Below are 24720 nucleotides of genomic sequence, written 5' to 3'. Positions count from 1 at the left end.
TCCTTTTCTCCAGGTTCGATTTATGTAACGGCCCGTTCTAATAATTTGAGTTCCATTTGGGCTGCATTGAGTTGAGCTTGAGTACCTATGGGAAAGGTGAAATTATTTTTGACATGACCAAAACTCATTCCATATACTGATGGAATCTGCAACGGTCGAACTCTATCCATCAGCACTTCCTTTAAGGTAAATGAATTAGGGTTTGTCGATTCATTACAGCCGGCACAAACGCCGAAAATGATACCCGCCGCCTTCTTGAAAGTTTTCCCTTCAATGAGTTGGGTTAACATTCTGTCTATACGATAAGGTGCTTCTTCGACATCCTCAATGCAAACCAAGGCATCGGTGAAATCTATTTCGTCAGGTGTACCGATAAGCGCGTTGATTAGTGTCAGACTGCCTCCGATCAACTTTCCGCTAGCGATACCGGCCGAGATGGTGTACCTATCATATTCCACATTGGTTTTGAGTTTATTCTCCAAAGGTTCAACGTTAGTAATTGTCGTGAGACGTCTAGGATACATCAGTACTTTTTCGAGCTGCGCGATGCTATAAGAGTCGTTGAGCGTACTCCCTACAGGTCCATGAAAGGTAACTAGGCCCGTTCTCTGGTGTACGCCGTTCAACAGTGCAGTGACATCGCTGAAGCCGATCAGTGCTTTTGGGTTTTTGATGATTTGAGAATAATCGATTTTATCCAATATCCGGGTACATCCATATCCGCCACGGGCACAGAGAATGGCGTCTACTTTTTCATTGGCGAACATTGCGTTAAGATCTTTGGCCCGCTCTTCATCCGTATTACTGAAATAACCATATTCTTTTCCGATAATACGATGCGTATGAAAAGGCTTGAGGCCCATCGATTCCAAGGTTTTTATGGCTTCTTCAAGAGTTTCGGGTTTAATGGCATAGCCTGGAGCTATAAGACCGATGCGATCTCCCTTTTTGATGCGCTTCGGACGTACTACTTTTTTTTGATTGGTTTTTGGCGTGGACTTAGCATTAGATATTCTGGGAAGCAAAACGCTGGTCGAAGCCACAAGGGCAGTACGTAGAAAATGACGTCTTCTGTTCATTGATGGTGCTTTAGGGTCTGGCTTGAACCCTAAAAATAAACGCTATTGTTTTGTAATCCACTTTTTTTCGAGGAAAATCAAATATCTCATCATTTTTTGATCTTAATAAGACATACATATAATGCAAAAAGACTGCAACGATATTCGTTGCAGTCTTTCTATATGAGTTTATAGCCTCGAATCGTTTTCTTTAAGGTATCGAAGTGCCGCCGTCGGAATCGGCTCGTCTTAATTGCCGTTGTATTTTTCTGATAGCCGACTCGATCGACTTTTCTGGCTCGATAATGTTATATTCTCCCCAGAAATCCGGATCGGCAAAACCAATGGCCTCATCACTTAAAATAATAGAAGTCTTGATACGATCTTTTGACCGAGGATAATCTGCAGCCATATCTTTCTTCCAATCGGTCACGGCCATTTCACAGGTCATACTATAGACCGAGTTGAACAGTCGTTTGTCCCAATTTATTTTAAACTCCAGGAGTACATTGCTATATCCGTAATACCATCTGCCGTTCTTTTCTCTATAATCTACCCTGTAGGCTACTTCGGTAGGCCATACCTGTGCATTTATTGGCTTTCTTCTTACGAACATTCGTGAAGCCATATCCCTATCCGTAATGTTTAGAGAGTATATGGCACTAGTTAAGATTTTATTCTCCGCGTCGATATATAATTTACCGGTATAAAGGGGTTCCTTTATGGTTTGCTTTTGTTTGAAATCAATAACATAGATTAGCTTATTGTTGACCATTGTCGATCGGTCGAACGTAAAATCGTAATCGTAGATGTCCTCATTGGCAAATATATACTCTGGATATTTCATGATATCCACGAAGAGGGCATTGAAAGGCCCTCCCTGTAATTTAAGGGCAATAGTGTCTAATTTACTATAGTCGGTACTTTTCCGAGCCTTATAAAGTTTGACACCATCCTTTTTAAGAGAGGTATAGGGAGTTTTATAAATATTGACCACCGCTTCGGAAAGAGAAACATTTCGCCTTCTTTTCTTAATGGTCTCACGATAAAATGCCGTCATCAGTGTGGGGTCGTCGAAATAGTTCTCACCTTTTTTCTGTAATGTTTCACGAACAAGGGCTTCTGCATCCTTGGGAATGCTAATGTTTATTTCAGGAAGCTCAGTAATGGATATATCCATTAAAATGGTGTTATCCTCTTCTTGAAATTGTAGAATGGGAATAGACCTGGTCTTGTAACCGAGAAAGGATACCAAAATGTTGGCATCTGTTATTTCTTTCGGAACCTTCAATGAAAATTCACCTTCTGTATTCGAGATTGTACTGATATTTGAATTTTCGAGCGAGAGGGTGGCAAATACCAAAGGTTTTTTGGTATCAGAATCAAGTACCTCTCCTTTAAATTCATTAAAATTAACTTCCTGTTGGCTGCTTTCTTGTGCATCCTGGAAGAAGGCCAATGTCTTATTCGTGGCTATTAAAAAAACAAAAATCAGAATCCAAAATGGTGCGATTGTGCTTTTTACATGGTGTAATCTTTGTGTATGTATCATGATGAATGGATATAGCAATTTATATGCACTCTAAGTTAATGATTTTAAGAAGAATAGGATGTTAAAATTTACCTATAAAATAAGTCTTTTCATACATTTTTGGCATTATTTGATACAATGGGAGGGATAAATCAATATTCGAGTTAAGGTATAGGCAAGAAATAAACATCTGTGCATTTTTTATGAGAAGATGTAGTTCACTGTTTTAAATTCTTAACATTGGTAGATAGAGTCTAAAAATGGGTTTTTGAAGAAGAAGCAACCAACCGATGTATTTCCTTTAATTCTGCAGGTGTCAAGTTGCGCCATTTACCTACTGCAATATCGAGCTTTACGTTCATTATACGAACACGTTTTAATCGTTTTACACGATAATCAAGATGCTCGCACATCCGACGGATCTGCCGATTTAGACCTTGGGTAAGTATGATTCTGAATTCTTGTTTGCCAATTTGTTCAATTTCACATTTTCGGGTTACGGTATCTAATATGGGCACCCCGTTTCGCATTTGATGCAAGAAATCTGGAGTAATCGGCCGGTTTACGGTTACCAAATACTCCTTTTCATGATGATTCCTTGCGCGTAAAATCTTGTTTACGATATCGCCGTCGTTGGTCAAAAAAATGAGCCCCTCGCTGAGCTTATCCAATCTCCCGATAGGGAAAATACGTCTGGGATAGTTAATAAAGTCGATAATGTTGTCTTTTTCGACTCGGGTGTCCGTAGTGCAAACAATACCGACAGGTTTGTTAAATGCCAGATATACGGGTTTGTCATCCGGTTCGGTAATTAACGTCCCGTCTACCCGAACCTCGTCATTCCCTGATATTTTGGTACCCATTTCAGGAACCTTTCCGTTGATGGTTACTCTACCCTGTTCAATCAATTTATCCGCCGCTCTTCTCGAACAATAACCGACTTCGCTAAGGTATTTATTAATTCTTGTTGGTTTTGAATCGTTCAACTTCTGAAGTTTAAAAGGCAAAGGTATAGGATTGTCGTTGGATAAGCTAGGGTCTTGAAAAGGATTGGCCCATCAAGCGATGGTTCTTTACATATTCACGTACATGTGACCGGCCATAGGCTCGTTGGTAAGATCTATTTCCGTTTCGTTAAGCAGAATACCATGTTCTAGATAGGCTTTTAGATTGGTAAGCCAAAAAGTCCAGCCCATACAACAACCAATATAGATGTCCATTTTACTTTTCTCGTCCGTTGGAATGGAATATTGCTTTAAGGTCAATAATACGGCTCTATTTTTTTCCTCCAGGGTAATTGATACCCTACAAACTTCGGCGAAAGAGAACTCCATAAAATTTTTTCCGTCAGCTTGCAAAATCTCGCCTTTTTCCTGTCCGTTCCAGTTGTACCATTCCCAAAGATAGGCATCGCCGGGCTGCACCTTTTCTTCAAGCCCGCGTAGAGTACCATTTTTCGTCACATATTGGGCGCTTCTTAAAAACCAAGAGCAAATACCTTCTTTCGTAGCCCAACAGTTATACAATCTTTCCTTTTTTGTTCTGATATAGATTTTTTTGGTGAAAGTCTCAAAAGTTGGATGGTCCATACCTATTCTTTTTTTCTATTTCGTTCATAAGTATAAAGTTGCCTTCCTAATTCTGCCAAAAAGGGAATGCCTACACTATCATATTCATATATATCATCATTGAATATAGTGTTCTTGTTAACAAGGATGGTGGCGGTTAAAAGGAAATCGATATCGTTTTTCGTATCTGATATATAAGCGCAATCCGTCAGCGTTCCAAATGCAAAACCTACTTTATTGTAAATTTTGATGTGCTCGGGAATATGCTCCTTGGAATCACCGAACATGAAGAATTTGCAGTATCCATCATAGTATTTGTCAGGGTCGTAACCCGCTGCCCTCGGCAAGGTTTGCATAGCGTCCAATAGAAAGCGTAATTGCTTTTCATTGAGGTCAAAGCGTTTATCGGGCGGAAAATGTTCTGGAAAAATGATTCTCTTAAGTACTTCATGTTGCGTTTCGATTGGATAATAGTTTTTAAGGCTAAAATCGAAAGGTTCATGAAAAAGCGAATCGTTGTCATAAAACGCACTCCCCTTAAACAGGCCTTCAATATTCAAGGGTTTGGCCGGCGTGTTGATAGATCCCTCTATGATTGTTGTTGTACTATCATCTTCATAGACTATCAGCGGTTTAGTGGTTACATCATCGGAGTGAAGCCCAAGCCGGTGCACTATTCTGAAAGACCCCACTTCTTTTTTCTCAAGGGAATTATTTAGGATGTCTTGTCCTAAGAACTCGAAAAGTCGATTGCTCGATTCATTATCACTGATCGCAAATATGGCCGAGATCGATTTGGCAAAAGTAGTTTCCACCGAATCACCTTCTATGTAAAATCGTGTGTCGATGTCCATACCATCGATTTTATTGAGTTTTTCGAGCGCTAATATAGCTATGGGGAGTTTGACCGTACTTGCAGGGTAAAAATAATGGGATGAATCGACCTGATAGTCGAAATCAGTAAAGATGACACTATCGTTCTGTCTATCGATTTGGGTGTACCGAATCTGTACCTCGTAGGGGGCAACGCTATCTACAACCCTCTTTATCTTCGGATTGTCAGAGGCTAATACCATGCGCAACGGGTCTTGCTGTTGTTCTCTTTCATTGCAAGAGACCATAAGGTATGCGCAAAAAAATATAGAGGCAAGTAATTTTTTAAGCATTGCTAATCAAATTATAGTGAACAATCCTTAACCTATGAGGGGTCAGTTGGATTCCATAACTCTCCACGATGGGGTTTCAACGCGTCGCGAACCGAAATCATTTCATCTTCATTTACAACCATGTATGCCAAGCTGTGCACCTCGTTCAGGTGTTCGTAGCCAGTTATATTCATTGCGGTTTTTTCGATACGGGTGAACTCTTCAAGATGCTTTTCATGGTGTTCTGCCGTCTTTTCTGCGGCAGGACCACGAAAATCCCAAATAAGCTTTATTTTTCTGCTCATCTCCTAATTCTTTTCCGCTACTGAAATACCGTCTTCGGCAAATGCCTTAAAGTCTTGCATGTATTTTACCGATTGTTTCTTAAATGCACCAGGCATTAAAAACCCCATGACTTTCATCATAAATCCTGAAAATTGGAATTCCGTCTCCGATATCCAAAGGGTGCTTTTACCATCGATATCCTTGAAGTGATTTTTCTGTATGTTATGTACACCTTTCGTGTCATAAGTCGCGTGTAATTCACTGGGTAAATCTTTTTTCATGATAGTCTCGACAAGCACTAGATTTCGTTTTCCCATACGATAGCTCAGCTCCATTTTAGAACCCTCTTCGCCTGGTGTCCCTGAAAGTAACTTATAATTTATAAGACCTTGTTGCCAGTGTTTCAGATTATCTATGCTATCCATTTTTTCGATAAAAATGGGCCTAGGAACTTCTACGGTGATTTCAGTGGTATATTTCATTTTTCAAAATTTTGATCAGGTGCCTTTAATGGTGACAATTCATAGGTGAACGACAGGAGGCCAAAGAAAGTAGGATTTTTTTACAAACAGCGGTTTGTTTTATAAAAGAAAAGCCTCCTCTCACTGACATTTACTAAAATAAGGATTTCTTGTCAGGGTAGCCAAATATCTGTTAACAGTAAACACAAGGTTTGTACGCCATAATGTATTTCTTATTTTTACCGAATGAAAATTTCAAAGCGTTTGTTAAAGAATGTTTTAAATCCCATTGGGGTGCTGTCGCTTTTAATTATGTGCGGTGCCTGTGAAGCCCTTTGGAAAAAAAATGAGCCAGAGTTTCTGGCCAGGGTGGGGCAGACATATTTGTTGCGCAAAGATATTGAACCTCTCTTAGGGCAGGGTATGTCGCCTGAGGATAGCGCTTCTTTTGTCACAAGTTATATCAATAATTGGGCATCGAAACAGATATTGCTCGAAAAGGCAAAGATTAACTTGTCAGAAGAAAAACTTGCCGAATACGATGCTTTGGTATCGGACTATAGAACCGATCTGTATACACGGGCTTACAAAGAAGCCTTGGTGCAACAAGGTAGCGATTCTGCAGTCAGTAAAGATCAGCTCCAACGTTTTTATGAGCTACAAAAAGAGAATTTCAAGCTCAAGGAGAAGTTGGTCAAATTGCGTTTTGTGGCATTGCCGGAACAATTTTTGAATAAAGATGAGGTTATTCAAAGATTAAAGCGTTTTGAAGAGGCCGATATAAGCTATTTGGATTCTATTGGGGTACAGTTCAGAAAACTCAATTTTAACGATTCGATATGGGTAAGTGTATCCCGGGTACTCGATGAAATACCCCCTTTGACTCTCGAGAATGCCGACAAACACCTAAAAAAATCACAATTTTTTGAATTAGAGGATGCAAACGGGGTATATTTGGGCAAGATTGTTGATATTAGAAATATCAACGAAATCGCCCCTTTATCCTACATCGAGCCCACAATTAAGCAGGTGTTATTGAATCGAAGGCGTTTGGATTATTTAAGAAAATTGGAAACAGAAATAATAGATGAGGCAATTAAAAAGAATGAGTTTGAGGTGTACACAAATGAAGAGTAGCGCCGTATTATTATTTGCGGTGCTTTTTGTTATTTCGACGGTCGTCGGCCAGCAGTCTGATGTGGCAGAAACCGAAGGGGAGAACGAAGCCATTTTGCAAGAGGCCAATGCAATCGTTGCGCGTGATACAACGAGAAATTTCAAGAAGATTAAACTTGATGGTATAGCGGCCGTCGTTGGAGACTACGTTATTCTGGAGTCTGACATCGAGAAGACGTTGATTGACCTCAAGAGTCAAGGCGTTTCAACCGCTGATATAACGCGTTGCGGACTTTTAGGGAAACTTATGGAAGATCGATTGTATGCCCATCAGGCGGTGCAGGACAGTCTTTTGGTTTCCGATGATGAGGTGGCCGCAACTACAGATAGACAGATACAAGGTTTTGTTCAACAGATCGGGTCCATGGAAAAGCTTTTGAAATTCTATAAAAAGGAAGACGAAGCGAGTTTGAGGGAGGATATCAATAAAATTAACAAATTGAGGATGCTTTCCGAGAAAATGCAATCTAATATCGTGGAGAAAATCGAAATTACTCCGGAAGAGGTACGGCAGTTCTTCAATAAGATACCTGAAGATGAGCGTCCGGTTTTTGGTGCGGAGATGGAAATTGCACAGATTGTTAAACAACCGAAGCCTACAGAGGAAGAGAAGCAAAAGGTAATCGACAAATTGAACGCTATTAAAGCCGATGTCGAAGATAATGATGCCAGCTTTAGTGTGAAGGCTATTCTGTATTCCAAAGATCCAGGTTCAAAATCGCAAGGAGGTTTTATCGGTGGGGTAACCAAGCAATCGGGTTATGTAAAGGAATTTAAAGATGTGGCGTTCAGTCTAAAGGAAGGTCAAATTTCAGAACCCTTTGAAACGATGTTCGGGTATCATATTATTTTTCTCGAAAAGATTCGCGGGCAAGAGCTTGATTTAAGGCATATCGTAATGCAACCCGAAGTCTCTAGCAAAGCCCTGGAGGAAGCCAAGGCCGAACTCGATACCATTCGAAAGCACATTATGGAAGGTAAATATTCTTTCGCGGATGCCGCAAAGGCCTTTTCGGATGAAAGGGAAACCAAGTTTGATGGCGGATTACTACGAAATCCTACCACTTTCGACTCTAGGTTCGAACTTACCAAGATGGATCCTACTTTATATAATCAGGTCAGAAACCTCAAGGACGATGAAATTTCTTATCCTATATTGGAAGAGGATCCAAGGGGCGGCGTTTCAAAGTACAAGATTCTAAAAGTAACCAACCGCTATGATGAGCATGTTGCAGACTTTGCAAAAGATTATCTAAAAATTCAACAATTGGCTAAAACCGAAAAGCAGTACAAGGCTATCAAAAAATGGATGGACAAGCATATTGATGATACCTATATTAGCGTTAACGAGGCCAATCGTGATTGCGATTTCGCAAACAATTGGATAAAAGACTGATTGCATGTCAGATGTAGCGGCAATCAATAATCTCGTAAAGAAGCACAAGTCCCTCAAGCAAGAGATTGCAAAGGCAATCGTTGGTCAAGACTCGGTTATCGACCAGATTCTTCTATCCATTTACACTGGTGGACACTCGCTATTGATCGGAGTTCCCGGATTGGCTAAAACCTTAATGGTCAATACGATCGCCCAAACTTTGGGACTTGATTTTAAGCGTATACAATTTACTCCCGATCTGATGCCCAGTGATATTTTGGGAAGCGAAGTCTTAGATCAAAACCGCGAATTTAAGTTCATTAAAGGGCCGATTTTCGCCAACATAATTCTCGCTGACGAGATTAACCGTACTCCACCAAAAACGCAGGCTGCGCTGCTAGAGGCAATGCAGGAAAGGGTCGTGACAATCGCAGGTCAGCGCCATAAGTTGAACCTTCCGTATTTTGTATTGGCTACCCAAAACCCCATAGAACAAGAAGGTACGTACCCGCTTCCCGAGGCACAGCTCGACCGTTTTATGTTTGCCATAGAGCTAAAATACCCGTCTATTGAGGAGGAAATACAAGTGGTCAAAAATACGACTTCAGATACATCGATGACCATTAATCCCCTTTTCGATGCCCAAGAGATTCTCGAGGTACAGCATTTGGTGCGTCGTATTCCGGTCCCCGACAAGGTAGTAGAATACGCCGTAAAACTCGTTAATGCTACTAGGCCGAATCTTGATACGGCCTCAGACTATGTCAAGCAGTTTATCGATTGGGGTGCGGGCCCGAGAGCTTCCCAATATCTGGTTTTAGCGGCGAAGGCCCATGCGGCGATCAATGGGAAATTTTCGCCCGATATTGAAGATGTCAAGGCGGTGGCTTTCGGCATTCTCAGGCATCGCATAATAAAGAACTATAAAGCTGAGGCAGAAGGTATTTCCGAAGATGAAATCATTAATGGATTGCTCTAGAATTCGTTGAATATTTAATTTTTGCTGCCTTTGATTTCCTCATTCCATCAAATGTCTTGTTTCTTAGCCACCCAAGACTAATAGGTGAGTAGCTAAAGGAGTTAGGATTCAGTACTTCGGTAATTCTTAAAAAACCGTTCAATACCTGTCTTAAAATTTTATTTACGCTTCTTATTTTCTTAATTTTACGGGATTACAATAACCTAAAAACAGACAGATAATGGCATTCGATATCGATATGATCAAAGGGGTCTATGCAAATATGGCCGAACGTGTCGACAAGGCACGCGAGATTGTTGGGAAGCCCCTTACACTTTCAGAGAAGATTTTATACTCCCATTTATGGGATGGTAATCCTACCAAAGCTTTTAAAAGAGGAAAGGATTATGTTGATTTTGCCCCCGATCGTATTGCCTGCCAAGATGCAACGGCTCAAATGGCACTGCTGCAATTTATGCAGGCCGGAAAGAAGAAGGTGGCGGTACCTACCACGGTGCATTGTGATCACTTGATTCAAGCAAAGAGTGGAGCGGCGGCCGATTTGAAATCGGCCAACAGTACCAGTGCTGAAGTTTTTGATTTTTTGGAGTCAGTTTCCAATAAATATGGAATCGGGTTTTGGAAACCAGGAGCAGGTATTATACACCAAGTGGTTTTGGAAAATTATGCTTTTCCTGGAGGAATGATGATCGGTACCGATTCACATACGGTCAACGCAGGAGGTCTCGGTATGGTTGCCATAGGGGTAGGGGGTGCAGATGCTGTTGATGTTATGGCAGGAATGGCCTGGGAACTGAAATTCCCAAAACTTATAGGGGTTAAGTTGACAGGAAACATTTCTGGATGGACCTCCGCTAAAGATGTTATTCTCAAGGTAGCTGGTATTCTAACGGTAAAAGGAGGTACGGGAGCTATTATCGAGTACTTTGGGGAAGGAGCCAAAAACCTATCCTGCACCGGTAAAGGAACAATCTGTAATATGGGTGCGGAGGTAGGTGCAACTACTTCAACTTTTGGATATGATGATTCAATGGAGCGTTACCTACGGGCTACCGATAGAAGCGAAGTCGCTGACGAAGCCAATAAAATACGTGAATATTTGACCGCTGATTCGGAGGTTTACGAGAATCCTGAAAGCTATTTTGATGAGTTGATCGAAATCAACCTTGACGAGTTGCGTCCGCATTTGAACGGACCCTTTACTCCAGATTTGGCGACGCCCGTGGGAGAATTGGGCGTTAAGGCAAGAGATAACGACTGGCCTATTAAGGTAGATTGGGGTTTGATAGGGTCGTGTACCAACTCTTCCTACGAAGATTTGACGCGTGCCGCTTCCATCGCACAACAAGCTGTAGATAAAAAGATCAAACCTAAATCCGATTTTGGTATTAATCCTGGTTCTGAGCAAATTAGATTTACGGCCGACCGTGATGGTCTTTTACAAATATTCGAGAATTTAGGTGCTACTGTCTTTACCAATGCATGCGGACCATGCATAGGTCAGTGGGATAGAAGTGATTTGAAAGGAGATGAAAAGAATACGATCGTGCACTCCTTCAACCGTAATTTTTCAAAAAGGGCCGACGGAAACCCAAATACTCATGCCTTTGTGGGATCTCCTGAGATGGTGGCGGCCATTGCGATATCAGGGAGGCTCGATTTTGACCCTATGACCGATACGTTGGTCAACGAAGACGGAGAGGAAGTTAAGCTCGAAGAGCCTATGGGCATCGAATTGCCCATCAAAGGTTTTGAAGTTGAAGATGCGGGTTATTTGGCACCCAAGGAAGATGGATCCGATGTGGAAGTAAAAGTAGCAAAGGATTCAGAAAGGCTGCAACTATTAGAACCTTTTGAACCTATTACCCCAGAACAACTTCAAGGGGTCAAGTTATTGATTAAGGCCTTTGGAAAATGTACCACCGATCATATCTCTATGGCAGGACCTTGGTTGCGTTTTCGGGGTCATTTAGACAATATTGCGAATAATACCCTTATTGGTGCCGTAAATGCATTTAACAAGAAAACGAATTTTGTCAAAAATCAATTGACCGGTGAGTATGGTGGAGTGCCTGATGTACAACGTGCTTATAAGGCCAAGGGCATCAAGACGATTGTAGTAGGTGACCATAACTACGGTGAAGGTTCATCAAGGGAGCATGCCGCAATGCAACCACGTCATTTGGGAGTTGCCGCTGTTTTGGTGAAGTCGTTTGCCCGCATCCACGAAACCAATTTGAAGAAACAGGGTATGCTGGCCCTGACCTTTGCCGATGAGAAGGATTATGACCTGATTCAGGAGGACGATACCTTTAATTTTTTGGATATCTCGGAGTTTGCACCTGATAAACCTTTGACAATCGAAGTGGTGCATTCCGATGGAAGCAGAGATACTATCTTGGCGAACCATACGTATAATGGCGCTCAAATCGGTTGGTTCAATGAAGGATCAGCATTGAATGTCATAAAAAGGGAAAATGCCGCATAAGCGACATTAATACATCAATAAAAAACTCCTGATGCAATCAGGAGTTTTTTAGTTTTGGTAAAATATTTCAAATGAAAATTAAAAGAAAAACGGTATCAAATGTTATACTGATCGTATTGATACTATCTTTCTTTATTACTCCTCTCGGAGATTTCAGCAAAGAACTTCTGAATAAATGGTTCGCAAGCGTACCTACGATAATAGGAAGTCAGAATCAAGGGAAAATAGCCGATTACAACTGGAAGCTTAAAGATGCCGAATGGAATTATTTCAATTTTGAAGAAGCCAAAAATCATGTTGTATTTATAAATTTTTGGGCCTCTTGGAATCTGCCGTCAAGAGCACAATTAGATGATATACAAGAGTTGTACGAACTGTATAAGGGCAAGGTCAAGTTCTATATCATCACAGATGAAGAAAAGGAAGACCCTGAAGAAATTATGGCGCAAAGAGGGTATTCCTTTCCAATTACCTATCAGATTATTGGGGAGCCGAGTCCCATTCAATTATTGAAACCGCCAGGAACCTACATTCTCGATAAAAAAGGTAATATAGTAGTGCATCAAAATGATATCGCCAATTGGAACAACCAAAAAATCTACCAATTGCTAGATGACCTGATCAAAGAACAATGAAATTCTTTTCCAAACATAAAATTCTGATCATTTCGGCGTTCATTTTGTTGGGAATATTGGGTCTATCTCCAATTGGAAGCACTGTACGCAGATACACAGGAATTTTATTGGCGAGATTATCGGTGAGTGCCAAGGAAGACCTTAAACTAAGCGGTGAAGCCTATACCTGGCAATTGGCAGATGCCCAGACCAAGCCGTTTGGCTTTGAGTCTGTGAAAGGTCAAGTAGTATTTCTTAATTTTTGGGCCACATGGTGCAAGCCATGTATAAAGGAAATGCCAGAAATTCAAAAACTTTATGACGATTATGGATCCAAGGTCACTTTTTTACTCGTAACCCAAGAAGACACCAAGAAAGTAAGATCCTTTCTCGAAAGAAGGGAACTTGAGTTGCCCATTTATTATTCGCAAGCTGAGATTCCTGACGAAATAGCATCAAAAACACTGCCCACGACATATATTATCGATAAAGAAGGTACCATTAAGATCGCAGAGAGTGGGCCAAGGGCTTGGAACAGTTCACAATATCGGAGACTATTAGATGAACTTATAAAATGATTATAATAGTTCGCTAGTTCACCAAGGACAATGTTACTCCCCAATTAAGAATAACCTTAACAAAGTTTTCGATGGCCCGCCTTTAGAGTTTTGAAGTTAAGGCATCAATAGAAGTAAAGCTTTGTATGGACTCTGGAAGTTCTGCTTTGTTCAAGCACCCTGTTTGGTAACCCAATACCCAGAATTTTGTATTAATAGAGTCTTTAGTCGTCTCCAAAAAGTTCTTCATATAATCATCAATTGTGTCTTTGTTAGGTTCTACCGTAAAATAAGAGACAAAATGAATGTTTTCGAAATAGTTTAAGACCTCTTTTAGATTATTAAGCGGAACATTATCTCCTAGATAGACAGTTTTATAACCTTTAAGACAGATTTCATACCTTAAATAGAGTAGACCTATATCGTGTATTTCGCTCTCCGGAAGGAAAAGTACAAACACCTTATCGGTCTTTTGAGGGTAATGATTTTGTAGTTTTTCGGTATTTACTATGATCTGTTCCTTGATCAGAAATGAAATAAAATGCTCATGTGCTGGGCTAATGGTATGGGTTTGCCAAAGTAAGCCCAACTCGTTCAATAACGGAATGAAAATATCCTTGAAAATTGAACGAAAAGAGGTATTCGCCAACATACCCTTATAAGTTTCCATAAAAAGTGATCGGTCGAAATTGATCATGGCTATTTTTAAAGCGTTGATCGCATGATTCTTAACACTTTTCTTTGATACGATTTGTCGCACAAGAACCGGAATGTCACCTTGTGGTATTTTAGCGATCTTAGAAATTTTATATCCGTTGTTATAGAGAAGCGTGACGTTAAGAAGTTTTTGAAGGCTTTTGAGACTATAGGTCCTTATATTGGTTTCCGTTCTTTCCGGAGATAGCAAATCATATCTCTTTTCCCATATTCGAATAGTGTGGGCCTTTATTCCTGAAAGGTTCTCCAAGTCTCGAATACTGAATTGTTTTTTAATATTGTTCATTTTTTAATCATAAGGATTAAACAAATGTATGATAATTCTTTAAAGTTGCGGTATACAAATAAGTCTACTTTATATACAGTTGTACGGATAGTTGCATCTGTGGACTGTCTTAGGGGATAGGGTAAGAAGTACTCACTAATCACTGGAGTATAGTTGTCTTTTTTTTAAAGGATCTTTATTTCGTTTGTGTGGTGTTTTTACTAATCTTCAAATTTTTTAACCGACTTAAAATTAGGGACATAATATTTCCGAAGAAATGATGTTTTAACTATGTGAAATGCACGAAAAACCGATGAAATACCTTTTTTTAACATAAATTTTAACTTTTTAACACCCAAAACCTTATTTGTATTCGTATATAAATGATAAAAAAGTATAATCTTCAAACCTAAATTCCCCCATGAACAAAAACTACACCTCATTTATTTTTTCTCTTTTATTCCTATTTTCTCTTTCATTCAGTCACAGTCAGTCCTCTAATTGCAGTCCTATTCCCGAAGTTAATTTCCCGGGAGGTAGGGTTGTACTGAGTTTCGACGGAAATGTTCACGACGACGATGATATTATTGCCATGGGTTATGCCGCTGGCCTTTGGTGGGCCGCTGGTCTTCAAGATCAAGTAGTTCAAATCGAATACAACAATCATGTATGTAATATCGATGTCCAAGAGACGGATGGTTCTGGAGTTGGTGAGGGCGATGATTCACAGAATATGAGAACAACGGCTTCCGGAATTATTTCTCAATTTGGGTACGATTCAGATATTTTGTACGATTACGAAAGGCGCGGCAGCTCTTCTACGAACAAAATGGCCTTGGAAATCGAGAAATCTACCTCCGCTAATCCTCTATGGATTATCGCCGGGGGACCTATGGAAACGGTATGGCGGGCTCTTGAAAAAGCTACTGGAGGTTTTAATAACGTTACCATCGTATCGCACTCTACATGGAACCAAAACCATACACATTGCAGTGATGCCCATGATTGGAATGATTTGAAAAGCAAATATCAAAGCAGAGGCGTTTTTTTTATTGAAAATTGTGAGGGGTCTTGTTCTGGCCCGGGTGACTTGAACGATCAAAATGCTAATCTAAAAACGCACCCAAGGGATTGGTACTGGATGCGTGACAGCGATTATGAATTTAATCGTTGGCTGTTCAGTAGAAACCCTTTTGGTGGAAAATTTGATTCCTCCGATGCCGGTATGTCTTATTATTTGATTTCGGGTGGCCCATTTAACGGTGGGAATAAGGTCCCCGATTCGGATGATTTTCGAAAGCTAATGGAGAACCCTTGTGATCAAAATTCTGCCCCAACCATTGAGAACCCCACGACAGTTGCGATTACGTCTCCCAACAATAATCAGAAATTTGTTCAGGGCGATGATGTAGCGGTAGAGCTTAACACAAGTGGATCACTAAATATTATAAAGCACCAGATTTTTCTCAATGGTAATTCGGCCGACGTAGATGGAAATGTTTATAACGGTTTTACTAAAACAAATATTCCTGCTGGTGAGTACGAGATACGAGCGGAAGTTACGAACGAGAAAAGTGAGATTGTGCAAAGTTCAGTAAATATAACGGTAGCCCCAAAAGAGGAAGAGACTACGGAAGAGCCCGCTCCTCCTACTCCAGTGGAAAACAATAATATATCGATCGCTGTAGCTCCAAGTGCTGGAGAAAAATTCATTGAGGGCGAAAACGTATCAATCAGTCTTACGGGAAATAGCGCTTCAGGAAGTATAGTAAAGTATCGGATCTTTGTCGATGGTAAGTTAGTTGATACGGATGGAAGCAATTTTACTCCCCATGTGCTAAAAAACGTTCAAAACGGCAATTACTCCATAAAGGGTGAGGTCACCGATAGTGCGGGTAATATGATTACGGAAACAGTTCAAATTTCGGTGGTTCAGAGCTCTCAAGAAATTGAAGAGGAGGAAAAGAGTGAAGCACCAAGTGAACCTGTCGAGTCCCCAAAGCCAGAAAGCAAACCTTTCAGTATCCTAAGTCCTGACGAGGGAGAGAGTTTTGCAGTAGGCGAAACAATAACCATAGATTTATTGGAAGGTGATAATATTGAGAAATATCAGATTTTTGTAAATAACGATCTTGTAGATACCGACGGGGCTTATTTTACCCCCCATGAAATTAGCAACGCAGAACAAGGGACTTATGCTATTAGGGCGGAGGCGACTGACAATATAGGATTAAAAACATCGGAAACCGTAACGGTAATCGTAGGTGACAGTCCTATTTCGCCGAAGGACAATGACAAAGGGATGGAGGTTGTAATAACTCCATCTAATGGGGCTGAGTTTAGCATCGGAGATAATGTGGCGGTCAGTGTAGAAGCTAAAAATACAAACACTGACATCGTCAAATATAGAATCTTTGTTAACGGCAATTTGGTAGATACCGATGGTTCTTATTTTACACCTTATGTCATTCAGAATATTAGTGGTGGAAGTCATACGTTAAAAGCTGAGGTTACCAATGACCAAGGAGAAGTGGTTTCCAAGACCATTAAAATTTCCGCAAGTAGTTTCAATGTGGCAAAAAGCACGGGTGTTGTATTGTTGGAAAATAAGGGGGTTAGTAACGCCATTTCCTTGAGAGTAGCACCTAATCCGGTTCAAAATGGCGTGATGAACGTTTTTCAAAAAAAATCACAGGATCTCATAATCAGAAATTTTTCAGGACGGGTCATCAAGACGCTTGATCAAGTTGGTAAAGAAGCACAGGTCGATGTGTCGACTTTAGCCCCTGGAGTTTATATTTTGGAATCAGATAGCGAGTATTTCAGATTTGTAATAAAATAATATGATTCAATTACTATTGCATAAAAAACCCCCGAGCCTTCGGGGGTTTTTGTTTTGAGAATTAAAGCCTTCGAATTCTTTTTCGAAATACTTTAATTTTTGTCTTTTAGTTTTTAGTGCGCACGAGAAGACTCGAACTTCCACGACCTAATGGTCACTAGCCCCTCAAGCTAGCGCGTCTACCAATTCCGCCACGTGCGCATACTATATGGTGATGCAAAATTCTTTCCGGGTGCAAATATTGTCAAAATAAATGTCGTATTCAAAGAACTTTTGAAAATTTGAGCAACTAATTTTTTTTTGACTCCTTAGTACCCCCTTTTTAATTGTCTAAGAACTTAGGGTACACCTTATATTTCTATAATTACATACGGTCGAACGGGCCAACATAGGTTAATTAAATCGGTGTGGAGTCTTGGAATATGTGCTCTATAGGTCGATTACTTTTCCCTCTTGCGAAGAGGCATAGGCAGCATCCACGATTTGAAGTACGGTCTGCCCTTCATGTAAGCCGGGAACCGGTTTTGTTCTTTTACGAATACAATCTACGAAATACTGCATTTGCCGGGTGTAAATTTTCTGATCACAGTGTTCCTCCCTCACTGGAAACTCCGGTTTGACAATTTCAAATTTTTCTACCCCTTTTGAAAGCTTCAAGAAAGTAGGGAATAAGCTCGCATAGCCTTTAGTGCCAAAAATTCCACTGCTTGCTTCGGGTCCATCCATATGCGGATGCCACCATCCACTTTCTATAATACTTTCCGTTCCATTTTCCCATGTAATCACTAAAATCGCAGTATCGTCTACTTCGTAATTTCCGAATTGTGTGCTGATGCGTGCAAAAACGCGAATCGGAGCCGGATCGCCTAAAAGAAACCTGATCGTATCGATGGCATGTACACCCATATCCGCTAGTGCACCTCCTCCTGCAAGCCTACTTTCAGTAAACCAACCCGAAGGGCCCCAATTTTCATGAATACCATAGCTCTTCGTCTTGAAAACCTTGCCCAAGGTATCTTTCTCAATGATGTTTTTAAGATATTGGGTTTCTGTATCAAAACGCCACATGTGCCCGACCATGACCAACCTACCGCAGGTTTCGGCGATTTTATCGATTTGTCGGCCTTCCAAGGAGTTCATCGCCATTGGTTTTTCCAGAAAAACATCTTTGCCGTGCTCTAGGCAGGCTATTGCATAGGGAGCATGTAATGCATTGGGGGTACTGATAATGACAGCATCGATGTCATGATCTTCGATTACCTTGGAAATGGACGAAAACGCATGTGGAATATCATAGGCTTTAGCAAATTTTCGTGCATTCTCGATTTGTTTAGACACAACGGCGACGAGTTCGACATTGCGCAAGGTTAATAATCCTTTTACATGGTAATGCGCAATATATCCGGCTCCGATTAAGGCAATTCTTATTTTTTCCATCGTAATTGTTTACCTTAATTCTTCGGCATGATCATAGATTTTTTGAATGGCGGTGGCGATCAGTCGCATGTCTGCTTGCGTTCCCATTAAAACTTTATGGTGTAGGCAGACTGATTCCTTATTAAAAAGCCTTTCGCATACTGGAAGGGAGAATCGTTTGGGATCGATATTCTGCCAATATTCTTCACTTAATCGATGACGTGCCGGTTTTGTATGCGGAACATATAGAGAGCAATTATTAAGAGGTTCATAGCAAGCGTCGACAACAATGCCCAGTTCAGCTTCTAGGGCCTTTCTAAACTGAAATACAGGCAAGTTTTTAAACTCGTGACTGTGGTACCGAAATGCGAAATTGAAATAGGCTTTTTTGGTCTCCCGCTCATCTCTTACCAAGGGTGAGATACCTGGAATATCTCTAAGTAATTCGTTTAAATACGAGCCATTGGCATCTCGGGTAGTATTTTGTTGGGGTAATCTTTTAAGTCCTTCGACAAGAATGGCGGCTTGAAATTCGGTTATTCTCAGATTGCCCGATTGAATGAAATTCCCATCATCGCCATAATCCCCGATACCCTTATCGGCCCCGATCAGCGAATCACCTTCGGGTCTGCGGCCGCAGTTTCTTAAAGCATCCAATTTTTCGGCCAGTTGAAGATCGTCAGTGGTCACGGCACCCCCTTCTCCTGCGGTTAGATGTTTAGAAAGTTGGAAACTAAAACTGCCTATATGGCCAATGCTTCCGGCCTTCTTTCCTCGCCATTCACCGCCGTGTTTGTGCGCACAATCCTCGATGATATATAAATGGTGTTGCTGCGCTATGGCCATGATGGCATCCATATCGGCAAACGCCCCGTACAAATGAACGGGAATTATGGCTTTTGTTCGCGGGGTAATGGCTTTTTCAATTTCTTTGGGATCGATACACCAGGTTTCTTCGAGAACATCGACCAAAATGGGGGTAGCATTCACATCGATTACGGTAGCGGCGGTGGCCTGCCATGTGAGGCCCGGTATGATTACTTCGTCACCAATGCCTATGCCAAGTGCTTCAAGAGCAATTTGAAGGGTTACCGTTCCATTTACTGTACATATAGAGTGGCGAACCCCGGTGAATTCTGCAAATCGCTTATTGAACTCGGTTTCTTTGGGCCCGTTGTACGACCAGACCCCACTATTAAGCGTCTCGATAAGAGCCCGTTCTTCTTCTTTCCCCCACACGGGCCATTTGGGCCAAGGATTTTTTTGTATGTTGCGAGAGGGACTTCCTCCGGCAAGCGCTAGTCTTGTCATTACTTTTTTTCTTTGAAATTAGAAACCTTCTTACATTGCGATCTGGGTTGTCGCTACCTCATATTGATCTTCCGCTACGTTCCATCCCTTAAGCCGTAACATCACCTGATTTTTTGATTCGAAAACGGCGCGGACGGTTCGTTTGTCATAGGGTGTTAAGGTGATAAAATTGTCGTTCCAATACACGGGCACTATATTTTCCCCGGTCTTTTTGTCGACCAATTCGAGATTGATCAGAAAAGCTATCGTAGGATTATCGTTCTCAATGGTAAGCAACGTTTCTTTAGAAGATTCGTGCTCTGTTATATGACATGAAACGTTCAGTCTTATTCTTTCCATCATATTCAATTGGCTCAGATCTGAATATTGTTTACTAGGTGTATGAAACGCAAATTCCCCCAAATCAGCTTCATAGTCCAATACTTCTTCTTTGGTCGAAAGCCAATAAAAATTACGATCTATTTCGGTACCCAAGGCATTTTTCAAACGGAGGTCGATGAAGTAGGTCGAAGAAATACTCTCGGGCAATTGTATTTCATGGAGTATTGTTGATGAATCGGGTAAGGCATCGATGCCTGTTTCTTCTTCAGACAAGAGTTGCGAGTCAATATCATAAAGGCGAACCACGGCGGTCAAATTTCTGATGGGTTTGAAATGGTCGTTAATCAGATAGATATGGTGGTCATCATAATTGTAGACAAGGTGAAGGGGGGTGCAAGCTTTCTGAACGGCATAGAAAGCGGCCGTTGGCCGTAAATAATAGTCGTACAATTGCCAGTACATCTTGGGCCAAGCGGCATTTAACATCCATTGAATGATGCCTGTTGATTTTGTTTTGTTCACCTGAAAAGCCTCGAACATCGGCCTCATTAACTCATAATTCATGGCCTGGGCCTTGGTATCGAATTCTTCTATCGAATTTGGCGCACCATAACGTTCGTTCAGCGCTCTTGTGAAACGATCGAGATTGTTAAATTCATAAAGTCCACAATGGTAATTCCAAATGTCATTGATGGGCCATAGTTTTTCCTCGGGTATAAATTTTTTCAAACTGTCTAGCTGGGGTATTTGTGCCCCCGGCCCGGTCTCTGTATTGAAACCATACGCCCCACCGAATTTTGTGTCGCTGTACCAATAGACAGGTGCCGTGTAATCATAGGGGCCTAGCATCTTCACCCCCGAAGATCCACTTATTTCACTAATGACGTCTTCGCTTCCGATTACGTGTTGATCGCTACCTACACCACCTGTAGAATTCAGATAGGGTCTGGTCGGATCATAAGTAGCAAAGGTCTCGATATATTTTTGTTCCAATGCCGTGATAGGCACTTTATCACTGGCCACGGTCCATACAAAAATACTGGGATGATTGCGCAACCAAATTACCTGATCTTGCCATGCCTGGCTCACATGTGCAATGTCTTCTGAATTATAAACACCCCCAAACCGCTCGTCTACCGGAACCCCCATATGAATTTCATGTTCCCAATGGCAGCTCCACCCTACCATCAAGAGAATGCCCAATTCATCGCAAAGGTCATAAAGCCTTTGGTCGTTTCCCCAAAAGCCCTCCAATCGAATACAGTTCAGGTTCATTTGCTTGACATACCTGACCTGTGTCTCTACAGTTTCATGCGTGTCCATGAGCAAAAGGTCATCCGTCCAACCCGCGCCTTTAATCAATACTTTTTGTCCATTGATTTTGAATCCCCGATGTACGCCATCTATCCAATAGTCGGAAACCTTTCGAATTCCAAATCTTGTTTTCTTATCACTATGCACTTTATCCGCACTGTTGAATTGTAAGTGTAGCTCATATAAATCGGGGGGTCCCATATGTATTGGCCACCATAACTTTGGATTTTCGATAATGAGCTGAGGAACATCAGAAGGATCGAAGACGATTTCTTGCATTTCTCCGGGCATAAGATTCACATGCCGAGAAAATTCGACCTGTCCTATTGATCCTTGAATATGACCCTCAATTTGTCGATCACTATCGTTATGGAGTTCTGTAGAAACGATAAGTTCGGCTTTGTCGATAGCATCAATTCTCGACTGAACGAAAGGATTTTCTATACGAACACCGCCATGAAGTTCTATATATACAGGGCGGAAAATTCCCATATTGCCATCGGGCGGTGCCGGATTCCAATCCACAAAACCTGTACTAAAATCACCGGGTTTTGGAGGAATTACTTCAATGGCCAAAAGATTTCTTCCAACTTCTGTACTAGTGCTTATATCTAGTGAAAAACGTTTGTAGGCACCATTGATGGTATTTCGGTCGGCAATCAATACGCCGTTCAGCCAAATATTCGCTTTATAGTTGATTCCGTCGATTTTCAGGTTCGCATAGTGGTTTTTGAAATTTTCTTCAATTTCAAAATGGGTAGTGTACCACCATGGTGATTTAAATTGGCCCGTGGGAATCTTTCCTAAATTATCTGCGAAATACGGATTATTGTAAACCTTGTTCGCAACCAAAGTACCCAAAACGGTAGAGGGTACGGCCGCATCTAACCAATCAGTTGTTATTTTTTCGTCTGTAGATAGCGTATTTCCTTGATAGGGCAGATCTAACGATGATCTTATTTTCCAGTTTTGGTCGAGATTTATTTTGAACGGATTCATCCCTAATGGTTTTCCTATTTTTTTTTAAATTTTTTCAAGGATCTCCTTGATTTCCAGATCATACCACCGCCAACGGCGATTAAGAACAATCCGGCGACCAAATCGGTCATTTGTTGTACGAAAGTAACGGTATGGGTGATGGCGAATAGGACGATCAGACCAAACACCATAATAAAAACCCCTAAGGCATTATTAATTTGTGCTGTTTTGATTTTTGCATCGATTTCAAGATTTTTCATAGAAAAGCTGTTTGTTCAAAAGAGATAATAAATAGTCGCCAAAATACCCAGAACCGTCAAAGCCCATAATTTGAGATTTTTATACCAGAACCTTTCTTCTTTCGCCACGCCTTGAAAAATATATTCATTAGGAATGATAAGTACTAGTAAGCCTATGAATATATAAAGGGAAAAGAAGACCATCTTCGCCGTCTCTTGTGATATTCCGGAAAGCCAGTCAAAATTCAACATAACTAAATTTTTTCGTTTTTGGTGAAGATTTTAGCATTGAATACAAGCCCTTGTAATGCTAGATCAGTATGCCTTTCGGTCATAAGGCTAATCAAAATATTGACGATAAAACTAAGTATAAACGACCACCATGAAATATAGAGGAAAGGGTCTTCGATGGTAAAAAAGGAATCTTTTGATACATTGAGAAAAATAGCGAAGCCTATACCAATAACCAAGGCTAAAAGTCCGCCCCATTGTGTACTTCCTTTCCAAAAAATACCCAAGAGGAGAATGGCAAATAGCGGCCCTTGGAAGTATGACATGAATGTTTGGATGGCTACATAGATACCTGGAAAATCACTACTGATGGGCGAGGTTATCACCCCGATGATCAACAACACCAAGGTCGTAATTTGCCCTACTTTGAGATAATGTTTGTCACTGGCATTCTTTTTAAAGAATGGCTCGTAAATATCCTTTGTAAAGAGCGTGGCGGTAGAGTTCAACAATGAATCGACGCTCGACATAAGGCCGGCAAAGAAGGCAGCGAACATTAGTCCTACCAGACCTGGAGGCAAGATACTCTTTATCATAAGGGGCAGGGCTTGGTCTCCATCCTCTAGGCCGGGATGTACCACTAGAGCCATAAGCCCTGGGAATAAGACCAAAATAGGAATAAACATTTTCAAGGCTGAACCAAAAATCATACTAGCTTTGGCATGCCATTCATTTTTGGCCGTAAGACAGCGCTGAACAATTGATTGGTTTCCTATCATATAGGCATTGGCCATAACAAAGGTAAGCCCAAAGAGAATACCGGTCCACGGAAAGGGTGATGTAGTGTCCGCAGGTTGAATAATATCAAAATGATTTCTGTACTCGGGCCCCATAGTGCTAATTTTCTCTACCATATTGTCCCACCCCCCAACGGCATCTAGACTTAGAAAAACCAAGGCGAAACCACCTGTGAACATAATTATCATTTGTACTACGTCGGTCATAATCACGGCGGTAATTCCTCCAAAATAAGTATAGAGGCCTACTACGCCGGCAGTAGAAAGGATAGATATCCAGATAGGCCATCCCATGAGCACATTCAACAGTACGGCACTGGCCCAAAACAAAACACCGAGATCCAGGGCGAAGAACAAAATCCATGTGACTGAAGCAATCGTACGAACGGAGCGATTGTACCGTCTGCCCAAATATTCGGGAATAGTATACATTCCACCTCGCCAGAAATAGGGAATAAAAATGAATGCGGCCAAAATCATTGCAGGTACAGAGCCCACCCAGTCGAAATTACCTACTGAAACCCCGTAGCGGTATGCTTGCCCTGATACGCCTACAAAATCGAGGGCACCAATATCGGAAACTACTATTGACATTCCTATGGCCCAAAAAGGCAAACTCTTTCCACCGAGAAAATAATCTTCTGAACTGTTGACGAACTTCTTGAAATAAAGTCCCAATAACAACATTCCTAAAATATAGGATATCACTACAAAATAATCGATTCCAGTAAGCATAATGGATATGTTTCGTACACTGCAAATTAAATTGAATGTGGGTGAAAAGCTTTATTAAATCTTGTTCCTTTTACATAGTATATATACCGAACTTCAGAACTATTTCCCTTTAATTACTTTAATAAGGTAAAATTTGTATAGTCTGAGTTCTCCTTCATGCTTCGTTCATCTTCATCCTTAACATCTAAAATAGCTTTTGCCCTATTTATTTGGGTATGGGCTTGCCGAGAAAGCAAAGTATTTGAGCTATGACGACACAATAAGCGAATGAAGTATTATTTAATAAATACTGAAGCCCTCACGTAAAGTGTCGAAAC

Annotated in this window: 21 protein-coding genes and 1 tRNA gene; 7 read left to right on the top strand and 15 right to left on the bottom strand. The window is 41.0% G+C overall.

Features of this window, described 5'->3' with window-relative positions; translation table 11 throughout:
* Positions 1–20: 20 nt before the first annotated feature.
* From F2B13_RS18345 to F2B13_RS18315, 7 genes are all read right to left on the bottom strand, one after another.
* Positions 21–1079 carry a S66 peptidase family protein gene (locus F2B13_RS18345; RefSeq protein ID WP_149275291.1) on the bottom strand — a complete coding sequence of 353 codons (1059 nt, stop codon included), beginning with the start codon at positions 1077–1079 and terminating at the stop codon, positions 21–23.
* Between the two features lie 190 nt (positions 1080–1269).
* The gene (locus F2B13_RS18340) at positions 1270–2610 is read right to left on the bottom strand and encodes a carboxypeptidase-like regulatory domain-containing protein (RefSeq protein WP_149275292.1); all 1341 of its coding nucleotides are present in this window, start codon (positions 2608–2610) and stop codon (positions 1270–1272) included.
* Positions 2611–2843: 233 nt separating this feature from the next.
* The gene (gene rluF, locus F2B13_RS18335) at positions 2844–3575 is read right to left on the bottom strand and encodes a 23S rRNA pseudouridine(2604) synthase RluF (RefSeq protein ID WP_149275293.1); all 732 of its coding nucleotides are present in this window, start codon (positions 3573–3575) and stop codon (positions 2844–2846) included.
* Between the two features lie 87 nt (positions 3576–3662).
* Positions 3663–4178: an SRPBCC family protein gene (locus F2B13_RS18330; protein WP_149275294.1), complete on the bottom strand. Its 516-nt coding sequence runs from the start codon at positions 4176–4178 to the stop codon at positions 3663–3665.
* A 2-nt stretch (positions 4179–4180) separates the two neighbouring features.
* Entirely contained in the window at positions 4181–5323 is a 1143-nt protein-coding gene (locus tag F2B13_RS18325; RefSeq protein WP_149275295.1) for a serine hydrolase, read from the bottom strand.
* Positions 5324–5355: 32 nt separating this feature from the next.
* The gene (locus F2B13_RS18320; protein ID WP_149275296.1) at positions 5356–5607 is read right to left on the bottom strand and encodes a hypothetical protein; all 252 of its coding nucleotides are present in this window, start codon (positions 5605–5607) and stop codon (positions 5356–5358) included.
* Positions 5608–5610: 3 nt separating this feature from the next.
* Positions 5611–6069: an SRPBCC family protein gene (locus tag F2B13_RS18315; RefSeq protein ID WP_149275297.1), complete on the bottom strand. Its 459-nt coding sequence runs from the start codon at positions 6067–6069 to the stop codon at positions 5611–5613.
* Between the two features lie 225 nt (positions 6070–6294).
* Here F2B13_RS18315 and F2B13_RS18310 point away from each other — a divergent pair, with 225 nt between their 5' ends.
* From F2B13_RS18310 to F2B13_RS18285, 6 genes are all read left to right on the top strand, one after another.
* Complete coding sequence (locus F2B13_RS18310; RefSeq protein ID WP_149304806.1) at positions 6295–7185, top strand: peptidyl-prolyl cis-trans isomerase; 891 nt, start codon at positions 6295–6297, stop codon at positions 7183–7185.
* Positions 7154–8620, top strand: a complete 1467-nt coding sequence (locus tag F2B13_RS18305) for a peptidylprolyl isomerase (RefSeq protein WP_232622962.1) — start codon at positions 7154–7156, stop codon at positions 8618–8620. Before F2B13_RS18310 ends, F2B13_RS18305 begins: the two co-directional genes overlap by 32 nt.
* 4 nt (positions 8621–8624) lie before the next feature.
* Positions 8625–9578 (top strand): AAA family ATPase, encoded by a 954-nt coding sequence (locus F2B13_RS18300; protein ID WP_149275299.1) that lies wholly within the window; start codon positions 8625–8627, stop codon positions 9576–9578.
* 220 nt (positions 9579–9798) lie between these two features.
* Positions 9799–12066 carry an aconitate hydratase gene (locus tag F2B13_RS18295; protein ID WP_149275300.1) on the top strand — a complete coding sequence of 756 codons (2268 nt, stop codon included), beginning with the start codon at positions 9799–9801 and terminating at the stop codon, positions 12064–12066.
* A 71-nt stretch (positions 12067–12137) separates the two neighbouring features.
* Positions 12138–12701, top strand: coding sequence for a TlpA family protein disulfide reductase (locus F2B13_RS18290; RefSeq protein ID WP_149275301.1), 564 nt, complete (start codon positions 12138–12140; stop codon positions 12699–12701).
* A complete protein-coding gene (locus tag F2B13_RS18285; protein WP_149275302.1) occupies positions 12698–13258 on the top strand; it encodes a TlpA disulfide reductase family protein in 561 nt (186 codons plus the stop codon). Before F2B13_RS18290 ends, F2B13_RS18285 begins: the two co-directional genes overlap by 4 nt.
* An 82-nt stretch (positions 13259–13340) precedes the next feature.
* Here F2B13_RS18285 and F2B13_RS18280 read toward each other — a convergent pair whose 3' ends face one another.
* Entirely contained in the window at positions 13341–14240 is a 900-nt protein-coding gene (locus tag F2B13_RS18280) for a MerR family transcriptional regulator (RefSeq protein WP_149275303.1), read from the bottom strand.
* A gap of 400 nt (positions 14241–14640) precedes the next feature.
* On the opposite strand from F2B13_RS18280, the gene F2B13_RS18275 reads away from it, so the two are divergent.
* Positions 14641–17061 (top strand): Ig-like domain-containing protein, encoded by a 2421-nt coding sequence (locus F2B13_RS18275; protein ID WP_149275304.1) that lies wholly within the window; start codon positions 14641–14643, stop codon positions 17059–17061.
* Between the two features lie 117 nt (positions 17062–17178).
* Here the strand turns inward: F2B13_RS18275 and F2B13_RS18270 are convergent.
* From F2B13_RS18270 to F2B13_RS18240, 7 genes are all read right to left on the bottom strand, one after another.
* Positions 17179–17262 (bottom strand) — tRNA-Leu (locus F2B13_RS18270).
* Between the two features lie 228 nt (positions 17263–17490).
* Positions 17491–18498 carry a Gfo/Idh/MocA family protein gene (locus F2B13_RS18265; protein ID WP_149275305.1) on the bottom strand — a complete coding sequence of 336 codons (1008 nt, stop codon included), beginning with the start codon at positions 18496–18498 and terminating at the stop codon, positions 17491–17493.
* 9 nt (positions 18499–18507) lie between these two features.
* Positions 18508–19788, bottom strand: coding sequence for a DegT/DnrJ/EryC1/StrS family aminotransferase (locus F2B13_RS18260; protein ID WP_149304805.1), 1281 nt, complete (start codon positions 19786–19788; stop codon positions 18508–18510).
* Positions 19789–19818: 30 nt separating this feature from the next.
* Positions 19819–22422, bottom strand: coding sequence for a glycosyl hydrolase 2 galactose-binding domain-containing protein (locus tag F2B13_RS18255; RefSeq protein ID WP_149275307.1), 2604 nt, complete (start codon positions 22420–22422; stop codon positions 19819–19821).
* Between the two features lie 14 nt (positions 22423–22436).
* Positions 22437–22661 carry a hypothetical protein gene (locus F2B13_RS18250; protein ID WP_149275308.1) on the bottom strand — a complete coding sequence of 75 codons (225 nt, stop codon included), beginning with the start codon at positions 22659–22661 and terminating at the stop codon, positions 22437–22439.
* Positions 22662–22676: 15 nt separating this feature from the next.
* Entirely contained in the window at positions 22677–22892 is a 216-nt protein-coding gene (locus F2B13_RS18245; protein ID WP_149275309.1) for a hypothetical protein, read from the bottom strand.
* Positions 22893–22894: 2 nt separating this feature from the next.
* Complete coding sequence (locus F2B13_RS18240) at positions 22895–24403, bottom strand: sodium:solute symporter family protein (protein ID WP_149275310.1); 1509 nt, start codon at positions 24401–24403, stop codon at positions 22895–22897.
* Positions 24404–24720: the final 317 nt, after the last annotated feature.

The sequence above is a fragment of the Pareuzebyella sediminis genome (assembly GCF_008367235.1).
GTDB classification, from domain to species: domain Bacteria; phylum Bacteroidota; class Bacteroidia; order Flavobacteriales; family Flavobacteriaceae; genus Pareuzebyella; species Pareuzebyella sediminis.
The sequence above is the reverse complement of the archived record's forward strand: the minus strand, read 5'-3'. Positions and strand labels throughout refer to the sequence as shown.

Coding starts and splice junctions, on each gene's coding strand:
- F2B13_RS18300 (WP_149275299.1), top strand. CDS start 8,625: ATGTCAGATGTAGCGGCAATCAATAATCTCGTAAAGAAGCACAAGTCC.
- F2B13_RS18265 (WP_149275305.1), bottom strand. CDS start 18,498: ATGGAAAAAATAAGAATTGCCTTAATCGGAGCCGGATATATTGCGCAT.
- F2B13_RS18305 (WP_232622962.1), top strand. CDS start 7,154: ATGAGTTTGAGGTGTACACAAATGAAGAGTAGCGCCGTATTATTATTT.
- F2B13_RS18340 (WP_149275292.1), bottom strand. CDS start 2,610: ATGATACATACACAAAGATTACACCATGTAAAAAGCACAATCGCACCA.
- F2B13_RS18250 (WP_149275308.1), bottom strand. CDS start 22,661: ATGAAAAATCTTGAAATCGATGCAAAAATCAAAACAGCACAAATTAAT.
- F2B13_RS18260 (WP_149304805.1), bottom strand. CDS start 19,788: ATGACAAGACTAGCGCTTGCCGGAGGAAGTCCCTCTCGCAACATACAA.
- F2B13_RS18330 (WP_149275294.1), bottom strand. CDS start 4,178: ATGGACCATCCAACTTTTGAGACTTTCACCAAAAAAATCTATATCAGA.
- F2B13_RS18345 (WP_149275291.1), bottom strand. CDS start 1,079: ATGAACAGAAGACGTCATTTTCTACGTACTGCCCTTGTGGCTTCGACC.
- F2B13_RS18275 (WP_149275304.1), top strand. CDS start 14,641: ATGAACAAAAACTACACCTCATTTATTTTTTCTCTTTTATTCCTATTT.
- F2B13_RS18295 (WP_149275300.1), top strand. CDS start 9,799: ATGGCATTCGATATCGATATGATCAAAGGGGTCTATGCAAATATGGCC.
- F2B13_RS18320 (WP_149275296.1), bottom strand. CDS start 5,607: ATGAGCAGAAAAATAAAGCTTATTTGGGATTTTCGTGGTCCTGCCGCA.
- F2B13_RS18310 (WP_149304806.1), top strand. CDS start 6,295: ATGAAAATTTCAAAGCGTTTGTTAAAGAATGTTTTAAATCCCATTGGG.
- F2B13_RS18280 (WP_149275303.1), bottom strand. CDS start 14,240: ATGAACAATATTAAAAAACAATTCAGTATTCGAGACTTGGAGAACCTT.
- F2B13_RS18240 (WP_149275310.1), bottom strand. CDS start 24,403: ATGCTTACTGGAATCGATTATTTTGTAGTGATATCCTATATTTTAGGA.
- F2B13_RS18245 (WP_149275309.1), bottom strand. CDS start 22,892: ATGTTGAATTTTGACTGGCTTTCCGGAATATCACAAGAGACGGCGAAG.
- F2B13_RS18315 (WP_149275297.1), bottom strand. CDS start 6,069: ATGAAATATACCACTGAAATCACCGTAGAAGTTCCTAGGCCCATTTTT.
- F2B13_RS18255 (WP_149275307.1), bottom strand. CDS start 22,422: ATGAATCCGTTCAAAATAAATCTCGACCAAAACTGGAAAATAAGATCA.
- F2B13_RS18325 (WP_149275295.1), bottom strand. CDS start 5,323: ATGCTTAAAAAATTACTTGCCTCTATATTTTTTTGCGCATACCTTATG.
- F2B13_RS18285 (WP_149275302.1), top strand. CDS start 12,698: ATGAAATTCTTTTCCAAACATAAAATTCTGATCATTTCGGCGTTCATT.
- F2B13_RS18290 (WP_149275301.1), top strand. CDS start 12,138: ATGAAAATTAAAAGAAAAACGGTATCAAATGTTATACTGATCGTATTG.